The 17,590-nt window shown below is 44.7% G+C and carries 20 protein-coding genes and 1 riboswitch; of the genes, 1 reads left to right on the top strand and 19 read right to left on the bottom strand.

What is annotated here, in order from left to right; genetic code table 11:
* Positions 1-277 precede the first annotated feature (277 nt).
* Both ACSYSL_RS01235 and ACSYSL_RS01230 read right to left on the bottom strand, forming a co-directional pair.
* Positions 278-1,048 (bottom strand): pyrroline-5-carboxylate reductase family protein, encoded by a 771-nt coding sequence (locus ACSYSL_RS01235; RefSeq protein ID WP_491708778.1) that lies wholly within the window; start codon positions 1,046-1,048, stop codon positions 278-280.
* A gap of 99 nt (positions 1,049-1,147) precedes the next feature.
* The gene (locus ACSYSL_RS01230; protein ID WP_010690883.1) at positions 1,148-2,488 is read right to left on the bottom strand and encodes an amino acid permease; all 1,341 of its coding nucleotides are present in this window, start codon (positions 2,486-2,488) and stop codon (positions 1,148-1,150) included.
* A gap of 115 nt (positions 2,489-2,603) precedes the next feature.
* Between ACSYSL_RS01230 and ACSYSL_RS01225 the strand changes: the two genes are divergently transcribed.
* Positions 2,604-3,473 (top strand): LysR family transcriptional regulator, encoded by an 870-nt coding sequence (locus ACSYSL_RS01225; protein ID WP_491708777.1) that lies wholly within the window; start codon positions 2,604-2,606, stop codon positions 3,471-3,473.
* Positions 3,474-3,528: 55 nt separating this feature from the next.
* Here the strand turns inward: ACSYSL_RS01225 and ACSYSL_RS01220 are convergent, their stop codons facing one another.
* The 17 genes from ACSYSL_RS01220 to ACSYSL_RS01140 form a co-directional block, all read right to left on the bottom strand.
* Entirely contained in the window at positions 3,529-4,050 is a 522-nt protein-coding gene (locus ACSYSL_RS01220) for an HdeD family acid-resistance protein (RefSeq protein WP_491708776.1), read from the bottom strand.
* Positions 4,051-4,197: 147 nt separating this feature from the next.
* On the bottom strand, positions 4,198-5,541 hold the full coding sequence (locus tag ACSYSL_RS01215; RefSeq protein WP_491708775.1) for an FAD-dependent oxidoreductase: 1,344 nt from the start codon (positions 5,539-5,541) through the stop codon (positions 4,198-4,200).
* Between the two features lie 149 nt (positions 5,542-5,690).
* A complete protein-coding gene (locus ACSYSL_RS01210; RefSeq protein ID WP_010690891.1) occupies positions 5,691-5,966 on the bottom strand; it encodes an HU family DNA-binding protein in 276 nt (91 codons plus the stop codon).
* Between the two features lie 181 nt (positions 5,967-6,147).
* Positions 6,148-7,458 carry a ribosome biogenesis GTPase Der gene (gene der / locus ACSYSL_RS01205; protein WP_491708774.1) on the bottom strand — a complete coding sequence of 437 codons (1,311 nt, stop codon included), beginning with the start codon at positions 7,456-7,458 and terminating at the stop codon, positions 6,148-6,150.
* Positions 7,459-7,516: 58 nt separating this feature from the next.
* Entirely contained in the window at positions 7,517-8,707 is a 1,191-nt protein-coding gene (rpsA, locus tag ACSYSL_RS01200; RefSeq protein ID WP_056995005.1) for a 30S ribosomal protein S1, read from the bottom strand.
* Positions 8,708-8,894: 187 nt separating this feature from the next.
* Complete coding sequence (gene cmk / locus ACSYSL_RS01195) at positions 8,895-9,575, bottom strand: (d)CMP kinase (RefSeq protein WP_491708773.1); 681 nt, start codon at positions 9,573-9,575, stop codon at positions 8,895-8,897.
* A gap of 19 nt (positions 9,576-9,594) precedes the next feature.
* Complete coding sequence (locus ACSYSL_RS01190) at positions 9,595-10,122, bottom strand: LysM peptidoglycan-binding domain-containing protein (RefSeq protein ID WP_010690897.1); 528 nt, start codon at positions 10,120-10,122, stop codon at positions 9,595-9,597.
* 71 nt (positions 10,123-10,193) lie between these two features.
* A complete protein-coding gene (locus tag ACSYSL_RS01185; protein ID WP_187753302.1) occupies positions 10,194-10,781 on the bottom strand; it encodes an ECF transporter S component in 588 nt (195 codons plus the stop codon).
* Between the two features lie 80 nt (positions 10,782-10,861).
* Positions 10,862-10,995: riboswitch (FMN riboswitch) on the bottom strand.
* A gap of 109 nt (positions 10,996-11,104) precedes the next feature.
* The gene (locus ACSYSL_RS01180; protein WP_010690899.1) at positions 11,105-11,854 is read right to left on the bottom strand and encodes a pseudouridine synthase; all 750 of its coding nucleotides are present in this window, start codon (positions 11,852-11,854) and stop codon (positions 11,105-11,107) included.
* A 33-nt stretch (positions 11,855-11,887) separates the two neighbouring features.
* Positions 11,888-12,511, bottom strand: coding sequence for an SMC-Scp complex subunit ScpB (gene scpB / locus ACSYSL_RS01175; protein WP_187753300.1), 624 nt, complete (start codon positions 12,509-12,511; stop codon positions 11,888-11,890).
* Complete coding sequence (locus ACSYSL_RS01170) at positions 12,489-13,199, bottom strand: segregation and condensation protein A (protein ID WP_491708772.1); 711 nt, start codon at positions 13,197-13,199, stop codon at positions 12,489-12,491. The genes scpB and ACSYSL_RS01170 overlap by 23 nt, the downstream gene beginning before the upstream one ends.
* Before the next feature lie 61 nt (positions 13,200-13,260).
* Positions 13,261-13,617: a riboflavin biosynthesis protein RibT gene (locus ACSYSL_RS01165; RefSeq protein ID WP_338342271.1), complete on the bottom strand. Its 357-nt coding sequence runs from the start codon at positions 13,615-13,617 to the stop codon at positions 13,261-13,263.
* Between the two features lie 8 nt (positions 13,618-13,625).
* A complete protein-coding gene (gene xerD / locus ACSYSL_RS01160; RefSeq protein ID WP_187753298.1) occupies positions 13,626-14,513 on the bottom strand; it encodes a site-specific tyrosine recombinase XerD in 888 nt (295 codons plus the stop codon).
* The gene (locus ACSYSL_RS01155; protein WP_491708771.1) at positions 14,513-15,400 is read right to left on the bottom strand and encodes a CvfB family protein; all 888 of its coding nucleotides are present in this window, start codon (positions 15,398-15,400) and stop codon (positions 14,513-14,515) included. Before ACSYSL_RS01155 ends, xerD begins: the two co-directional genes overlap by 1 nt.
* An 81-nt stretch (positions 15,401-15,481) precedes the next feature.
* Positions 15,482-15,928, bottom strand: a complete 447-nt coding sequence (locus ACSYSL_RS01150; RefSeq protein ID WP_491708770.1) for a GatB/YqeY domain-containing protein — start codon at positions 15,926-15,928, stop codon at positions 15,482-15,484.
* 89 nt (positions 15,929-16,017) lie between these two features.
* Positions 16,018-16,206: a 30S ribosomal protein S21 gene (gene rpsU, locus ACSYSL_RS01145; protein WP_010690912.1), complete on the bottom strand. Its 189-nt coding sequence runs from the start codon at positions 16,204-16,206 to the stop codon at positions 16,018-16,020.
* Between the two features lie 126 nt (positions 16,207-16,332).
* Positions 16,333-17,520, bottom strand: coding sequence for an MFS transporter (locus ACSYSL_RS01140; protein WP_491708769.1), 1,188 nt, complete (start codon positions 17,518-17,520; stop codon positions 16,333-16,335).
* Positions 17,521-17,590 lie beyond the last annotated feature (70 nt).

The raw sequence follows: 17,590 nt of genomic DNA, 5'->3' as shown, positions 1-17,590 counted from the left end.
ATCCGATTGTTAGTGAATTTAACCTCTTAGCACATTAAATGAAAACGCTTACACGTTTCCTAACTGCGTTTATTTTATAGAATTCAGCCGAATTTGTCAAATATTTTAAAATTAACTTTAAATATTATACATTTTAAAATAAAATGTTTCTTTTCTCACTCGACAACGTGTTTTACTTAACAACTAAACAAAAAAGCACTTGAATTCTCAAGTGCTTTTTACTCTTTTTCGATTCAAGTTCACGTAGTGACAGGACAGCATCAATTGATTCATTTAATCAGCGATCTGCGGCTAAAATAGCCGCCTGAACTGCATGACGGAAGCCATGCTCGTCCAACGCCAAAACACCCTGAATCGTCGTGCCTCCAGGTGAAGTAATTTGTCCCTTTAAATCAGCGGCGGATAATGGCGATTGCTGAGCCAAGCTGGCTGTTCCACGAACAACTGAGGCAATCACCTCGGCCGCTGTTTTTCGGTCTAACCCTTTCGCAACCGCAGCATCTTCCATCGCATCCATCATGACATCAATAAAGGCCGGCGCACAACCGCCGATAACACCCGAAATCCCTAACTGGTCCTCACGTACCCGTAAGACATCACCAAGACTTTTAAGGACCATTGACACCGTGGCAAGCTGCCCTTCTAAGACGTCATCTGCCACTGACAGCGCAATGGTACCAGCATTGACGGCAACCGGAATATTTGGAATAAACGGAAAAATTGCGCTCTTATTCATCACAGCCGCCAAATCTGCATGAGAAACACCAGCAGCTGCCGACAAAATGATCGTATCATGACGAAGGCCGGCTGCTTTTAGCTGCTCAAGAACGGCTACCGTCACTTTAGCAGGGACCGTTAGAATCAATAAATCGAGGTTATCAGCTAAAAAGTCACGGGGCTCCTCAAAGCCAGTAATCGACAGTTCTTTAGCCTTTTTCAAATTGGAAGACAGGGCGCAAACCGTAAGGTTGGGTAAGCTTTCCTGTCTTACCAAACCTTTGGCAATGGCCGTTCCCATGTGCCCTAACCCCACAATACCAATTTTCATTTCCTGACCTCCGTTTCCATTTCTTTCACCATTTTAGCATAAGATTTCCAAGATACTTCAACTAAAAAAGTCCTAGGTTTTTCCCAGGACTTTTGTAACTTATATTTTTTTAACAAAGGCAACGATGGTCATCATGAGTAACCAAACAATTGCCAAAATAGTGGTAAACATCGTACCGCTCGAAAGCAGCATTAAGATAAAAATCAGAGCTAAAAAGAGAATGGTCAAATAGTTCGACCATGGAGCAAATGGTAATTTGAAGCCCTTGACTTTTTCAATGGCGCCTTTCTTTTGCTTCTTCTTGTAGACCAAGTGTGTCACCATCAAAGCCATGTAAATAACCAAGAACGTAGCGGAAGCAGTTGATGAAATCAAGTTAAAGGCATCCGTTGGGAAGAAGTAGTTCACTACCACTGACAGTCCGACAATCAACGTTGACAAGTTGATGGCCGCTCGTGGAATATGATTATGATCTAGCTGACCAAAGCGCGACTTCGGTCCAGCAAGTGAATAAAGCATTCGTCCCGTTGTAAAGAAAGCCGAATTAATGGCGGATGCTGCCGCTGTCAAGACAACGAAATTGATCAAAGCCGCAGCAGATTGAACACCAATTCCAGAGAAAACTTGAACGAATGGTGATTCACCAGCTTGGTAGTTCGTCCAAGGCTGAATAATCATGATGGCTGACAAGGCACCGATGTAGAAGACCAAAATTCGAAAGACAATCGAATTAATGGCCTTTGGAATTGTTTGGAGCGGATCCTTCGTTTCGGCTGCTGTAACACCCACAAATTCAACCCCTAAGAAGGAGAAAAAGGCCATTTGGAAAGCAGCGAGCAATGTCTTCCCGTGGTTGGCAACCAGACCGTGTGACCACAGCGTCGAAAATTCTGTCTTCCCCATTGGAGTCTTAATTTGACCAAGGGCCAAAATTAAGCCGGTCGCAATCATGGCCAAAATCGCAATGATTTTAATCATTGAAAACCAAAATTCTGCTTCACCGAAAGCACGAACCGCAATGATGTTAACGAGGTAAAGAACGATTAGAAAGGCCAATTCCCATGGCCAAGTCGCCATGTTTGGGAACCAAAAATGCATGTAGGTCCCAATGGCCGTCAATTCCGTCATGGCGATGACAATCCAACCAATCCAGTAGGTCCAGCCGAGTACAAAACCGGCCTTCTTCCCCAAGTACTGCGTCATAAAGTCAATAAAAACTGGCTTTGAATCATCCGAAATGAGCAGTTCACCCAATGCGCGCATCATGGCAAAAACAAAGAGTCCCGTCACGATATAGATTAATAAGATGGCTGGTCCGGCTTTTGAAATTGATGAACCGGCCCCTAAGAAAAGACCTGTTCCAATGGTTCCACCGAGGGCAATCATGGCCACGTGTCGGTGGGATAAGGTCCGGGCAAAACCCTGTTGTTCCTCTGACATTCAAATACTCCTTTGTATTTCCTCTTTAGTAGTTTATACTATCTTCATAAACAAGTAAAACTAAACCTTTTCAATCAAAAGTGAAAAACATTCATCAAAGGATATTTCGACAGCCATGAAAACTTTTACCTACCAAATCTTTGCCTCCGTGGCAGAAACTGGTTCTTTTAAAAAGACAGCTCAAGCCCTCAACATCACCCCTTCAGCCGTTTCCCACGCCCTTGCTAACATGGAGCGCGAACTGGGTATTACCCTACTCATTCGCAATCGTTCTGAAATGGCTCTTTCCCAATCCGGCAAAGAACTACTCCCGATGGTGGAACGGTTACTGAACGAGGATCGTCAAATCCATACCCGTGCTGCTAAGATCTCCGGTCTAGCTGGCGGCACCATTCGGATTGGGGCTATTTCATCGGTTTGTATTGCCTGGCTCCCCACTATCATCCACCGTTTTAAGGAAAAGCATCCAGAAGTCGCCATTACCATTTTTCAAGGCTCCTTCAAAGAAATTGAACAGGGAGTTAACCTCGGGCGAATTGATATCGGTTTTTCTGCCTATCCTGTTGATGAGCGGTTGGATAGCTGTCCGCTCATTGATGATGAAATCAAGTGCATTACCGAGAACGACTTTATACCCAAAAACGGCGAGTCCATTTCAAAAGACGATCTCCAAAATCAACATTTTATTCTCCAGCGGGCCGATTATGATTCCGATACAAAAGTCGCTCTGGACGAACTCGATGTGAAGCCTCAGGCCATCAATTATTCCATTGATGACCAATCCATTCTCGCAATGGTAGAAGCAGGATTGGGCTGGGGCATCCTTCCAGATTTGGCCTTAACACGTCTTTCAGGCGCTGTTCAATCTTTCCCTTTCGAAACCCCCTACTTCCGCCATCTTGAACTCATCACCAACCATTCCGCCAGTGAAGACCCACTGGTCCAAGGAATGAAGAAAGAAATTTTATCTTATATTCAAGCATAAAAAAAGAGGAAAGCGAGCGCTTTCCTCTTTTCGTTTTAACATGTATGTTTTTTCTTTAAAGTGAACGGGCAATTGTCAGTACACCAAAGAAGAAAAGGTAAAAGGCAATTAACCAAACCATCACTGATGCTGCCAATACTGGTGAAAACAACATCAAGAAACCAAAGAAGACTGACAGGCAACCAAGAACAGTTGTCCAAAAGGCCATACCACGACTCAAATCGCGAACGGCACGGACCATGTAGATTTCAAAAATGGCATCCCAAATGAACCAAATGGCAAAGAAGATACCAATTACTGAAACACCAACGCCCACGTGTCCGATAAAGAGCACGGCAATGACAACATCCAAAATCACTGTTGCTAACCACCAGCCTGAACTTGACTGTGCCATTTTACGGTCTGACCAGACTTCATAACCAACAACGGCCGCGTGAATTAAAGCCAGAATTCCAAATAGATATGACAACGAAACCAACGTTGACAGAGGTTGCGCATAGATGGCAATCGCCATGACAATGAAAAGAACACCTACTCCAATTGTCCACCAGTTCCGTTGACCCTTATAGTTTTGCATGGTACTTCCTCTCAATCCTTTCGAAGTAGTCACTACTTCGTCTGCTTATTCTTTTTCTTTACCCCCTCATTGTAGAACGAAAAGTCGAAATTGTTAACCTTCTTTAGAAAAGAAATAAAAACAGTCCCTAAAAGGGACTGTTCAACATTAGTTTTCAGATGCTTTAGCAGCTGCTGCCATAGCAACGGATGATACATAGTTAATTGGTTGATCAAAGTTTGGTTGGAAGAAGAAATCCGTCATTGCTAATTGATCAATCGTCATCTTATTCTCAATGGCTAATGAAACAACGTTCGCTGCCTGTGAAATGTCGTGTTCAGAAAGGAAGGCGGCACCAATAATCCGGCGAGTCCCCTTTTCCCAAGTCAAGGAAGCCTTCACTTTGGTTGTTGTCAACATAAAGTCCGGACGGTAGTCCTCTTCAATTGTAACCGAATCAGCCTGCAGCCCCTTCTTTTCAGCAGCTTCTGCTGGTAATCCAGTAGCGGCATAGGCCAAGTCATACAATTCCACAGCTGACGTTGCTTGTGTACCTTGATAAGCCACCGTGTTCTTTTCGATGTTCTTTCCAACTAGAACACCTTGACGAACGGCATTGGTTGCCAATGGAATGTAGTCATACTTGCCTGTTGGGTTGTAAAAGACCGTTGCAGCGTCACCAGCGGCGAATACGCCTGGAACCGAAGTCTCCATGTATTCGTTCGTTTCAATCGCACCGTTGCCCAACATATCGACCTGGCCCTTGAACAAAGTCGTATTTGGCAAGAAACCAATTCCTAGGATGGCGATATCAGCTTCATATGAACCCTTGTTCGTGTTTACCTTAATCCCGTTGGCCGTTTCTTCAAACGATTCAACCATCTGGTTCAAAGCCAACTGCACACCGTGCTCTTGATAAGCTGATTCAAAGACGTTTGAAAATTCAGAAGAAGTGTTCTTAGCCAATACACGATCCAACCCATCAATCAAGGTCACGTCCTTATCATTAACGGACAACTGTTCGGCCAATTCAGCCCCAATGTAACCAGCTCCGATAACGATTGCGGACTTAATACCTGGTGTCACCTTCTTCAAAGCGTTGGCGTTATCCCAGTTTTTAGAATCAAAGACTTTGTCAGAATGGATACCTGGTAAGTTTGGCTTAATCGCCTTCGAACCAGTCGTAATCACGATTTTATCGTAATCAGCAGCCTGTTCCTTACCGGAATCCAAGTCCTTGTAGACCAAGTGCTTTGCAGCCAAGTCAGCCTTCGTCACTTCCGTCCCCATGTGCATCGTAATGCCTTGAGCAGTTAGTGATTCTGGTGATTCGTAAAACATCTTGTCTGGTGATGAAACGTGGTCACCAATCCAAAGAGCAATGCCACATGACAAGAAAGAAACAGTGTGATTCTTCTCAAAAACATCAATCTGAGCATCAGGATGCTCTGCTTTAATCTGCTTAGCAGAAAATACACCAGCGTGCGTGGCACCAATAACAGCAACTTTCATAACGAACTCCTTTGGAATTACATTCTTTACATTTGTTAAATTAATTATACAATTTGAAAACACTTTGTCAATGTTTTCACTAGCATTCACAAAGATAACTTTGCATAAAAAAAGAGCACCCGGAATGGGTACTCAGAAAAAAGAATTTTTTACTTAACAGCTTCCTTCAATGCCTTACCAGGCTTGAATGCAGGAACCTTTGATGCAGGAATTTGGATTTCTTCCTTTGTTTGTGGGTTGCGTCCCTTACGGGCTGCACGTTCACGAACTTCGAAGTTACCGAAGCCAATCAATTGAACCTTTTCGCCCTTCTTCAAAGCGTCTTCGATTGATGACAAGACAGCGGCAACAGCCTTGTCTGCATCCTTCTTAGTTAAACCAGTCTTCATTGCGACTGAATCGATCAATTCTTGCTTGTTTGCCATTCCTAATCTCCTTGAAATACTTAATTTAGAATACTCAACGGCGTGACAATCGTCCGCGAGCTGGGAACGCTACCGTAGCAACTTCCATATGACAAGCTTAGCACAACTAAATTAAAATGTGTAGCATAAACCCATAAATTTAACACTTGAAACGTTAATTTAACAGGCTTTTCGGTCGATTTTACTTTCGTTGCCGAATAATTAACTTAATTGGCGTACCTGAAAAGTCAAATGCCGAGCGGATTTGGTTTTCCAAGAAACGTTGATATGAAAAATGCATTAATTCCACATCGTTAACAAAGACCACGATGGTTGGTGGCGCCACGGCAACTTGCGTAGCATAGTATACACGTAAGCGTCGTCCGTTGTCCGTTGGTGCCGGATTCGTTGCCAAGGCATCCATCAAAACATCATTCAACATCGAAGAAGAAATTCGCTTATTATGGTTATCGTTAACTGACAAAATCAAATCAGGCAATCGATCCAAACGTTGCTTGGTTTTAGCGGAAACAAAGACAATCGGTGCATAGTCCAAAAACTTGAATCGATCTCGAATCATGTTTTCAAAATCTTGCATGGTATGTGTGTCTTTTTCAATTGCATCCCACTTATTGACGACAATCACAATGGCTTTACCAGCATCATGGGCATTGCCAGCCACGTGCGTGTCTTGATCGCGAATACCCGTTTCTGCATCCAAAACCATCAAGACAACTTCAGAATCGTCAATCGCTTTCATCGCACGCATTACGGAGTACTTTTCAGTATTTTCGTACACTTTTCCACGCTTACGAATACCAGCCGTGTCAACCATAACGAATTCATCACCCTCTGGGGTCATGAAACGGGTATCAATGGCGTCACGGGTCGTTCCCTCGATATTGGAAACAATCATCCGGTCTTCGCCAAGGATAGCGTTAACAATCGATGATTTTCCAACGTTTGGCCGTCCAATAATGGAGAAGCGAACAGCTTCATCATCCTGAACCGCTGCTTCATCAGGAAAGTTTTTAACAACCTGATCTAGCACGTCCCCTAATCCAATTCCGTGGGAACCAGAGACAGGATAAGGATCGCCTAATCCCAAGGAATAAAAGTCATAAATATCTGAACGCATTTCAGGATTATCTACCTTGTTAACGGCCAATACCACGGGCTTATCCGCTCCGTATAGCAAGTTAGCAACGGCTTGATCATCCGCTGTTAATCCTTCCCGTCCAGAAACGACCATCACAATGACGTCCGCTTCATCAATGGCCACTTCAACTTGACCACGAATCTCCGTTAGAAACGGGGCATTCCCCATCTCTAGTCCCCCGGTGTCAATTACACGAAAGTCGTAGTTCAACCATTCTGCGCGAGCGTACAGACGGTCACGGGTTACCCCTGGCTTATCTTCAACAATGGCCATTCGTTCCCCGACAATACGGTTAAAGAGCGTTGACTTACCGACGTTTGGTCGGCCGACAACAGCTACAACTGGTGCTGCCATAATCTGCTCCTTTCTTTTCAATAAAAAAAGACTGGCAAGCCAGCCTTTTTATGTCATCTTACAACTTGTCGCCAAAGATGTCGCCCAAAGTAGCGGCGCCTTCGTCTTCTTGTTGGTAAGCAGCAACATCGGCACGTGAAGCACCGTGTGAATCTTCGTTATCTTCACGCTTGTTAGCAGGCTTTTCTTCCAAAGCCTTCATTGACAATGAGATACGTTCTTCTTGTGGCTTAACGTCCAAGACCTGAACCTTCACCTTGTCACCTGACTTCAAAACGTCAGCTGGGTTTTCAACACGCTTGTGTGAAATTTGTGAAACGTGAACCAAACCTTCGATACCTGGGAAGATTTCAACGAATGCACCGAAGTCCTTAACACGCTTAACCGTTCCTTCAAGAACAGTACCAGCAGGTGCCTTTTCAGCAACTTCATCCCATGGTCCTGGTTGTGTTGCCTTAATTGACAATGAGATACGGCCACGTTCAGTGTCCAAGGCCAAAATCTTAACATTAACCTTTTCACCCTTTGACAAAACGTCAGCTGGGTTCTTCACACGGTCGTGTGAGATTTCTGAAACGTGAACCAAACCATCCACGCCGCCCAAGTCAACGAAAGCACCAAAGTCAGTCAAACGAGCAACTGTTCCTTCAACCACTTCACCAACCGTCAAACGTGAGAAGGCTTCTTGCAACTTTTCAGCACGTTCTTGTGCAGCAACGGCCTTACGTGACAAAATCAAACGAGCCTTGGCTGGATCGATTTCGATTACTTCTGCCTTGATGTCTTGTCCCTTGAATTGGTTCAAGTCAGACACAAAACGTTCTGCAACCATTGATGCAGGCACGAATCCACGGATTCCAGCAACATCAACAATCAAACCACCGCGAACGGCGTTCAATACAGTGGCGTCAACAACGTCACCTTCGCCAAATGAAAGCTTTTCCCAAGCCTTACGGGCTTCCAAGCGCTTCTTTGACAAGAGGTAAGCAACCCCTTCCTTGTCTGACGTAACGTTTGAAACGACAACCGTTTCGATTGTGTCGCCAACCTTCAAGTCGTCGGCCAAGTTGACGCTACGATCGTCAGAGTACTCACGCGCTGGCACAACTCCTTCTTCACCGGTATGCAAGCCGATAACTGCTTGGTTATCGTTGTCGATGGCCAAAACTTCACCAGTTACGACATCGCCCACCTTAATTTGATCAGCACTTTCCAGAGCTGCTAGTAATTCGCTGTTTGTATCACTCATGACGTCAAACGTCCTCCTACATTTACACTTATAAGGGTATTCTATCAGAGCTTGCTAACTTTTCCTAGTAAAAATAGAAAAAATTATTCGAAGTCCTTTTTTAGACTCCAGCCAATTCCCCTCAAACACACTTATTACTACTATTCTAGCAGGTTCAACTACTATTGCCAAATAAAAAAGCACCAGATCAACTCTGGTGCTCCTCGATAATCGTTTTAATTTTAGCAACAACTTGATCAATGCCAATACCAGTTGTATCAACAACAATCGCATCATCAGCCTTCGTTAACGGTGAAATGGCACGGTGTGAATCCTTATAATCACGTGCTTCAATTTCCTCTTTCAACGTCTTCAGGTCAACTGCCATTCCCTTTTGCTTATTTTCTTTATAGCGGCGCTCGGCTCGTTCATCAACAGAGGCCACGAGGAAAATCTTAACTTGAGCATTGGGTAAAACCGTCGTTCCGATATCACGGCCATCCATAATGACTGGATTTTTTTCCGTCATTTCACGTTGCTTATTCACCATGTCTTTTCGAACAGCAGCGTAGGAAGAAACGAGCGAAACGTTATTGGTGGTTTCCGTTGAGCGAATTTCATCGGTCACCTCTTGTCCATTCAAGAAAACGCGTTGAACAGGGGTTCCGGGCTTGAATTCAATGGTAATTTTAGGCAACAAAGCGGTAATACCTGCCTCGTCTTCATAAGAAAGACCCGTTTTTTTAGCAGCCACGGTGACTGCTCGATACATGGCACCGGTATCCACATAAACAAAGTGGAGATTCTGGGCAAGTATTTTAGCAATCGTTGACTTACCAGCCGAGGCTGGCCCATCAATGGCAACTTGAAAAAAAGAGGGTTTTGTCATGATTATTTACTGCTTTCAATTACTTAATTCGCAAGGACTGTCCGGCATACTGTGAATAGTTCGTCGTCGTCACACCTGGGTTCAACGCTACAATGTTAGCCGGTGAAGTGTTATGGGTAATGGCAAAGTTGTAAAGCGTTTGGCCCGTACCCAAGACCGCCGTATTGGCATTAGCAGAAGCGGCAGCTTCTTGGCTTTGTGAAGAGGCAGCGGCTGCAGACGATGATTCGGCAGCTGAACTCGATGAGGATTCAGCCGATGAAACAGCACTCTGACTATCTGCTTGGTCATTATCTTGGCTAGTGGCAGACTGGCTCTTAGCGTTTTGCTTATCGGTTTTCTTTGTTGAACTAGTCGTTGACTTCGCTAACTTTGGCTGGTTCTTAACCATGCCATAGACTGGTGCAGAGGCCAAAAGGAAAAGTGAAAGAAAAACTAGAAAAACTAACAGTCCTCCATGATTCTTATTTCCTGTTGGCTTCTTTTCTTTTTTGGGTTCATCAAAGCGGTTCTTACGTGATAGAACCGTTGCGCCATCGTTATTCATTGGCTATCCCTCCAATTTCATTCGTGCTTTTAGTCTAACACGAATTTTCAAAGGAAATTGATAACCTTTTCTTAAGGTTGAAACGTTTTCTTAAAAGGTGACAAGGCCTTTACAACCGCTAAACTAGCGACTGCCCAAACCAGCCCCTCGATCAAATTAAAGGGAAGCACCATTCCCCACAGGTACTGTGGAATACCGATAAACTTTGCAATATCGAAGTGGGCCATTGAGGAATACAGTGGAATCCCCCAAACGATGTTAGCCACAATGGCAATCAACGTCATGAACACAATGGCCACTAGTAGGGCAAGACTTTGCTTAACAACTGGGCGTTGTTCCTTGATGACGGGCAATGCCAGCACAATGACATAGGCCAATAGGAAGGCCCAAGCCACCAAGAAATTCATTGGCATACCAATATAAGTATTAACACCCTCATTAAAAATAATGACTTTCAGCAAAGTCCTGACAATCAGGAGCAAAGTTGCTGAGCCAATCCCATACCAAGTTAAGGCGAGAAAGGCCGGCACAATTGAAAAGTCAATTTTCAAAAACGAAGCAGCCGGCAGAATTGCCACCTTGGGGAAAATGGTCAAGGCAAAAGAGATCGCCGTTAAGACCGAGAGAATCGTTAACCGTTTTGTCGCGTGATTGTTCATTTTATACTCCTTTTTTAGCCATAAAAAAATGGCCTTGATCTCACGCGGGGCAAAATAAAGGCCAGCCAAAAAAGACTGTCTTTAAACTTCTTTATACCCGACTGTACGGTCGGCTCTGGATTCTCACCAAATCAACTGCAAAAGCAGGTCACGGGCTTATCAGTATAACTGCATCACCGCCGGTTGGGACTTGCACCCGACCCCGAAGTTCTATTTAGTTGAACAAATAATAGTCTAGCATACCTTTGCAAAAGTGCAAGACAAAATCAATGAAAAAAGGACGCTAACTAGCATCTTTTTTTCATCAAATAAGAATCGATTAACTACTTCCGACGCATGTAACGGTAGTCCCCGGACTTTAGTCGCTTCACTTCATCGTGACTTAAATCACGGTAATCCCCAGCTTGTAAGCCCATTAAATCCAAAAAGGCGTAGCGGTCACGACGCAACTTCTCAACTGGATACCCCACCTTTTGGAGCATATCCTTCACTTGGTGATTACGCCCCTCATGAATGGTAATGGTAATAAACGAAACCTTTCGATCCTGATCGACTTTTTCAATCGCCACGCGAGCTGGAGCCGTTTTGCGACCGTTCAGCATGATTCCACGCTTAAGCGGAGCCAAGTCGGCCATGTTCGCTAACCCCTTTACCTTAGCCGTATAAACCTTGTCAACCTTGCCCTTAGGGTGCATCAACTGGTTGGCCAGGTCGCCGTCGTTTGTCATGATCAAGACACCCGTTGTATCGTAATCTAACCGACCAACGGGATAGACCCGGGCATCAACATCCGTTAACAGATCGACGACTGTCTGTCGCCCCTTGTCATCCGAAGCAGTTGTCACAACACCACGGGGTTTGTTCAGTAGATAATAGACTTTTTTCTCTGAACCATCCAATGGGACACCGTCTACCTTCACTTCATCGCCATGACGAACCTTCGTTCCAAGCTTGGTCACTTGCTGACCGTTGACAGCCACACGTCCTTCTAAAATAATTTTTTCCGCTGCTCGTCTCGAAGCAATCCCTGCCTGAGCAATCACTTTTTGCAAACGTTCTTCTTTTTCAAGCATATTTCTTCCTCTCGTCTGTTCGAAACCGAACGCCTAGTCTGACTCACGGCTCTGCTCAGACTCTTTTTCATCAGCTAATTTATCACCATTTTCATCGATATCATCAAAGAGCGCGAGTTCATCTCGTTGTTCATCAGACAAAATCACATCATGTATATCGGGAAGTTCGGGCAAATCACCCAATGAACCTAAACCAAAGTAGTCCAAGAAATCAGCCGTTGTTCCGTATAAAATTGGTCGACCAATTTCTTCCTTACGGCCGACCGCCTCGATTAATTGATGTAACTGTAATTTCTGGATAGTACCAGCTGACCGCACGCCACGAATTTGGTCAATTTCCACACGGGTAATGGGTTGCTGGTAGGCAATAATCACTAACGTTTCCAACTGTGGTTGCGTCAACTTACTGTTAACAGGCAAATCAAAGTACGCCGAAACGACTTTTCCAAAAGCCGGTTTGGTCACCAAAACATAACGACCATCGGCTGATCGAATGGTCAGTGGCCCCTCGTTGTCATTTAATTTTTGCCAAAGTTCGTCAACCAAGCCTGGAATAGCGCCCTTATCATAATCAGTTAACTTAGCTAGTTCGGCAGCCGAAAGGCCGTCCTCCCCTGCCACAAAGAGCAGGGCTTCAATTTGCGAAATCGCGTTCATGTTCCACCGCTTTAATTAAAATTTCGTCTCGTAATTCAGCTTGCCAGATAGTCAGTTGCTTTTCTTTGGACAGCTCTAACAAACCTAAAAAAGTCATTACTAACCGCTCAGCATCGTATAGCCCATCAAAAAGAGCGGTAAAGGTGAGCGATTCATTCTTTGGAATCGCCACTAACTTTTCTTTGATGGTACGAATGCCATCCCCAATCGTGAACGATTCAGAGCGAACCTGCCGTTTTCGAGGGACCAAGTCTTTCTGTCTGGCAATGACATTGTCAAAAGCCAACTGCAAATCAACCAATGAAAGGCCCGGTGCCAAGGTGAGTTGGCGACTGTCCGTCTGTTCCTCATCTTCAACCATGGCAGGACGTCCAAAGGACTTCATCCCCACCTCTTGCCGTTCATCGAAAAAAGTCGCTGCTTGCTGATAACGCTGATAAACGAGCAAACGATTAATCAACTCCTGCTTAGGATCCAATTCACCATCGTCTTCTAACTGCTCATCCTCAATTTCTGGTTGCGGGAGCAGGTCATTTGACTTCAAGCGGATCAACTTGGCTGCCATCACAAGGTACTCAGCCGCCACGTCCAATTGCATGGCTTGCTGATCCTTAATAAAAGACAAGTACTGCTCCGTCACTTGGGCAATGGGCAGCGCCAAAATGTCCATTTCATGTTTTTTGATCAAATGCAGCAGCAGGTCGAGCGGCCCTTCAAAGTCGGTAATTTTGATTGTCAGATTGACCGGATTAATAGTGCTTTCTCCATTTATCGATGGCCGTTTGCGTATCAAAAGTCCCAACAAGGGTCTTTTCTGGATAACGTTCTTGCAAGTCCGTGAGCATTTGTGCCTGCGTTGCCTTTTTAGGCGAACCAGGAGTCACAATCACACGACGAACTAAGATCACTTGCTTTTGATACAATTCATAGCCAAGTAAGCCAGTAATTGGGTCATGAGGCTCATCTTGGAAAAAATACAAAAAGTAGTTTTCTTTTTTATAAGCTTTCATGGCTGCGTTGAGATGATTGACATCCTTTAAATCAGGTACCAAAGAAAAAAGGCCCATGATGGTCTTTTCATCGTCTGCTCTCGGTTGTATTAACATACGTCCTCCTATGCACGTGGATGGAACTGATCGTAAACCTCAGTGAGGCGTTTCTTCGAGATGTGAGTGTAAATTTGTGTTGTCGAAATATCGGAATGTCCCAGCAATTCCTGAACAATTCTCAAATCCGCACCGTTCTCCAAGATATGAGTGGCAAATGAATGCCGCAAAGTATGGGGCGACACATCTTTTTGGATACCTGCCGCCTTGACCAAATTCTTAATTAGTAACCAAACACCCTGTCGGCTGATTGGGCGACCGTGGTCATTTAGAAAAACAGCCTCAGACTGTTGCCCCTTTAAGAGCTTTGGTCGGGAATCCCGTAGGTAGGTCTTTAGCCAATCAATCGCCACTTCCCCAACCGGGATAATCCGTTCCTTATCCCCTTTTCCAATCGTTTGAAGCATGGCCAAATCAAGGTGTAAATCAGTTAATTTCAAATGAACTAACTCAGAAACGCGTAAACCGGTGGCATACATTAACTCAAGCATGGCCTTGTTGCGAATCCCAAGTGGTTTTTCGACATCGGGCACTGCCAAAAGATCATCCACTTCGTTGATTGTCAAAACGGCCGGTAAGTGTTGTGCTTTTTTCGGTGGCTTAATCGTTTGCATTGGGTCATGAGCAACGACACCCTCTTTTTTTAGATAAGCAAAGCACTTTCTTAGTGTCGTGACCATTCGGGCGATGGACGTGTTGGCCCTTCCAGCCGTCCGTAATTGGTTCAAAAAACGCAAGACCAACAAGTGGTCCACTGAACCCAAATCCCTTTTTTGCTTATCTAAAAACTTTGAAAAAGTCGTTAAATCTTGCCGATAGGCCGTGATGGTATTGGCTGACAAGCCTCGCTCAACTCGAATGACCCGCAGATAGTCGGCCATCTCTGAAGGCAACATTAGCCGGCCAATCCTTTAGCAGTTAAACGGATGCCATCGTCAACTTGTTCAATTACTCGTTCCTTATAAAGGCGGCCCAAGGCACGCTTAAACTGTGACTTTGAAAAACCAAATTGTTTTTTAATGGCATCGGGAGCGGACTTGTCGTTAAATGGCAAGAAGTGTTCGGGCTTACGTTGCAATTGCAACAACAAGAACTGCGCATCTTCATCCATGACCTGGTAGGCCAGGGGCTTCAACGATAGGTTAATCACACCGTGTTCATTGACGCCCAATACGCGGGCTTCGACCACTTCACCAAGGCGTGGTTCCACGTCTCGTTGAGAAGGATGGATGAAACCAAGACAATAATTATCCGTTAAGACCAAGGTACCGACCAACTTATTCCGGTAGACCGTTGCCTTAATTTTATCGCCCTTCTTAATTCCAGCTCCCAAACGAGCTTGACGGGAAACGGCTTTGACAATGTCTTGCTGCGCAAGCTGCCCCCAAAGACGACCCTTATTATCTTCCTTAATCGCCAATAACAGACAATCGCCCTTCTTTGGCCAAAGATCATGAATCGTTGGCAAATCATCCAGCGAAACAACCAAGTCCTTATTAGCGAGGCCAATATCGACGAAAACGCCCAAGTCAGAACGTCCTTGAACGACTTTCCCCCAGGCGTACTGATCTTTTTGCACATCGGGTACGGCCTTTGTAATTTGCAAACGATGGTCTTCGTTTTGATAAGCAAAACCAGTGACAAAACCACCAATTTTCAATGGTTTCTGCAATTCATCCTTATCGATTTCATAGGTGTGGCCACCGTCCGTTTGCGCATAAAAGTAGTCGCCGTTTTCATCCGTGACCTTGGCCTTGATGATTTGTCCTAATTGTTCATTCATGATTTTCTCCAAACTTCTTCGTATACTCAAGTCAAAAAAGCAAGATTAATCCTGCTTTCCCGTCTGACTCCGTAAGGCCTTTTAGTTAGCCAGGGCCTTCTTAACTGTATCGGCAACGACTTTACCATCCGCGCGGCCCTTTGTTTGAGCTGAGACAATGCCCATCACCTTCCCCATGTCCTTTGGTGACGTGGCCCCTGTCTTTTCAATGGCAGCCGTAACCACTTGCTTGATCTCGTCTTCTGAAAGCTGAGCAGGCAAGTACTTTGCCAAAACATCCAATTCAGCCTGTGTGTCTTTCGCCAAGTCCTCACGGCCGCCCTCTTCGAATTCGGCGATTGATTCCTTACGTTGCTTTACTTCGCGTGACAACACGCTCAATTCTTCTTCCTCAGTCAAATCATGACCAAGGTTAATCTGTTCGTTCATGACCGCGGACTTGATTTGACGGACCACCGCCAATGTTTTCTTGTCCTTTGCCTTCATGGCCGTCTTCATGTCATCTTGTACTTGCGCTAATAAGCTCATTTTCCCGCTCCTTTTGAAAGTTCTCTATGTAAACAGTTTACCACGAGGGCACAAAAAAAACGCCATCAACTGGCGTTTTTACAAACGAATTAACGCTTGTTCTTCTTCTTGTTGCGCTTACGTGCAGCTTCAGACTTCAACTTACGTTCTACTGAAGGCTTAACGTAAAATTCGCGCTTTCGGTATTCTTGGAGAGTACCGTCCTTAGAAACACCACGCTTGAAACGGCGCAATGCATCATCCAAAGATTCATTCTTGCGAACAATAACCTTTGCCATGTCGATTCCCCTCCTTCCTGGCATTTTATTTCGTTGAAACGATATGCACTTGAACCTTGTTATTATCTCAAGGGCAAATCAGAAAGTCAAGAAAAACCGTGATATTTTAGAAAGGATAATTCAGAACTACTTCGAATGGCGGTGGTTTTTAGGCCCAATCATTAACAAGAAGAAGACAACCGTCATGATTAAAATCAATAAACCATACATGCCAATTCCAGGATTTTGACCATTGAATGGTGAAAAGATCCCTAAGAAAGACACAATTGCCGGTGCAAAAGCCGTCCCAACGTTACAGCCAACCAACAGAATGGAATTGGCCAACCCGTCTGCTTCCTTTGGAATGCGGTTATCAATGGTATTGAAAATATAGGTTCCCGATAAGGGGTAGGCAAAGCCGATGATGACAACGGCAATGGTCAAGGTATAAACATTATCCGCGCTATTCATCAATAAGGTCCCCAATCCCATACAAAGCAAACCGGCTAATAAGACATACCGTTTAAAAGCTTTGAAAATAGCACCAAAGAGGAAGCCCATCACCATCGATCCAATGGTGTAGATGGTGATAATAAAGGAAGCGGTTGTCCCGTCGCCCATGTGGTTAGCGACCACCACTGAAGGAGTCAATACATTCACAATGGCCATTCCGACCGTCAACGTACCACAGAAGACAGCAGACCAAACAATGGGCCAAGACAGCTTTACACGATCACTGCCCCGTTTTTCCTGTCTTGAAAAATGATATTCCGGAACGACTTTCCAGAAGCCGACCAGAACAACAAAGATGAACGCGTAAGCTAGAAACGAAGCCTGCCAGGAAATACTGAGGAGCAGACCAGCTAGCAGGTTAATGACACAGACACCGATTGGCTCAAAAGCCGATCGCTCCCCGAGCATCTGCGCCTGATCACCCCCATCGTAATAAAGGTTAATGAGGGTAATGGCAAGTGAATTGGTCATGCCAATGCCAATGCCAAAAATCAAACGCGCTAAAAGGACCAACCAAATGTTGGATAAGAGCGCTGGCGCAACTCCTGCAATCCCCATTAATAGCATGCCAATGCCAACAATACGCTTAATGCCATACTTACTAGCCAATTGACTAGAAAAGAGCAGCACGATGAAGGCAGGCACTTGTTGAATGGTAGCCACCATGTTGACCAAGGTCGTTGGGTACGATGAAAAAGTCAATTGCATGGTTGGCAAAGCAGGCGAAATCGCCGTACCGGAAGTGATGACTAATGAAACAGCTAGAATCCAAAAACGATGCAGGCCCGTTTTGGGGTCCCAGTTTGACTGGTTATCTGACATCTAAAACTCCTCTCAAAAGTAAATTCCCCTCTATTGTACCGCTCTTTTAGCCAAAAGCATGGTCAATTCA

The organism is Fructobacillus sp. ESL1129 (assembly GCF_058507945.1).
This window is presented reverse-complemented; position numbering and strand designations above follow the sequence as displayed.

Bases quoted from the DNA above. Each gene is read 5' to 3' on its own strand.
- ACSYSL_RS01235 (WP_491708778.1), bottom strand. From the start codon at position 1,048: ATGAAAATTGGTATTGTGGGGTTAGGGCACATGGGAACGGCCATTGCC.
- ACSYSL_RS01230 (WP_010690883.1), bottom strand. From the start codon at position 2,488: ATGTCAGAGGAACAACAGGGTTTTGCCCGGACCTTATCCCACCGACAC.
- ACSYSL_RS01225 (WP_491708777.1), top strand. From the start codon at position 2,604: ATGAAAACTTTTACCTACCAAATCTTTGCCTCCGTGGCAGAAACTGGT.
- ACSYSL_RS01220 (WP_491708776.1), bottom strand. From the start codon at position 4,050: ATGCAAAACTATAAGGGTCAACGGAACTGGTGGACAATTGGAGTAGGT.
- ACSYSL_RS01215 (WP_491708775.1), bottom strand. From the start codon at position 5,541: ATGAAAGTTGCTGTTATTGGTGCCACGCACGCTGGTGTATTTTCTGCT.
- ACSYSL_RS01210 (WP_010690891.1), bottom strand. From the start codon at position 5,966: ATGGCAAACAAGCAAGAATTGATCGATTCAGTCGCAATGAAGACTGGT.
- der (WP_491708774.1), bottom strand. From the start codon at position 7,458: ATGGCAGCACCAGTTGTAGCTGTTGTCGGCCGACCAAACGTCGGTAAG.
- rpsA (WP_056995005.1), bottom strand. From the start codon at position 8,707: ATGAGTGATACAAACAGCGAATTACTAGCAGCTCTGGAAAGTGCTGAT.
- cmk (WP_491708773.1), bottom strand. From the start codon at position 9,575: ATGACAAAACCCTCTTTTTTTCAAGTTGCCATTGATGGGCCAGCCTCG.
- ACSYSL_RS01190 (WP_010690897.1), bottom strand. From the start codon at position 10,122: ATGAATAACGATGGCGCAACGGTTCTATCACGTAAGAACCGCTTTGAT.
- ACSYSL_RS01185 (WP_187753302.1), bottom strand. From the start codon at position 10,781: ATGAACAATCACGCGACAAAACGGTTAACGATTCTCTCGGTCTTAACG.
- ACSYSL_RS01180 (WP_010690899.1), bottom strand. From the start codon at position 11,854: ATGCTTGAAAAAGAAGAACGTTTGCAAAAAGTGATTGCTCAGGCAGGG.
- scpB (WP_187753300.1), bottom strand. From the start codon at position 12,511: ATGAACGCGATTTCGCAAATTGAAGCCCTGCTCTTTGTGGCAGGGGAG.
- ACSYSL_RS01165 (WP_338342271.1), bottom strand. From the start codon at position 13,617: ATGTTAATACAACCGAGAGCAGACGATGAAAAGACCATCATGGGCCTT.
- xerD (WP_187753298.1), bottom strand. From the start codon at position 14,513: ATGTTGCCTTCAGAGATGGCCGACTATCTGCGGGTCATTCGAGTTGAG.
- ACSYSL_RS01155 (WP_491708771.1), bottom strand. From the start codon at position 15,400: ATGAATGAACAATTAGGACAAATCATCAAGGCCAAGGTCACGGATGAA.
- ACSYSL_RS01150 (WP_491708770.1), bottom strand. From the start codon at position 15,928: ATGAGCTTATTAGCGCAAGTACAAGATGACATGAAGACGGCCATGAAG.
- rpsU (WP_010690912.1), bottom strand. From the start codon at position 16,206: ATGGCAAAGGTTATTGTTCGCAAGAATGAATCTTTGGATGATGCATTG.
- ACSYSL_RS01140 (WP_491708769.1), bottom strand. From the start codon at position 17,520: ATGTCAGATAACCAGTCAAACTGGGACCCCAAAACGGGCCTGCATCGT.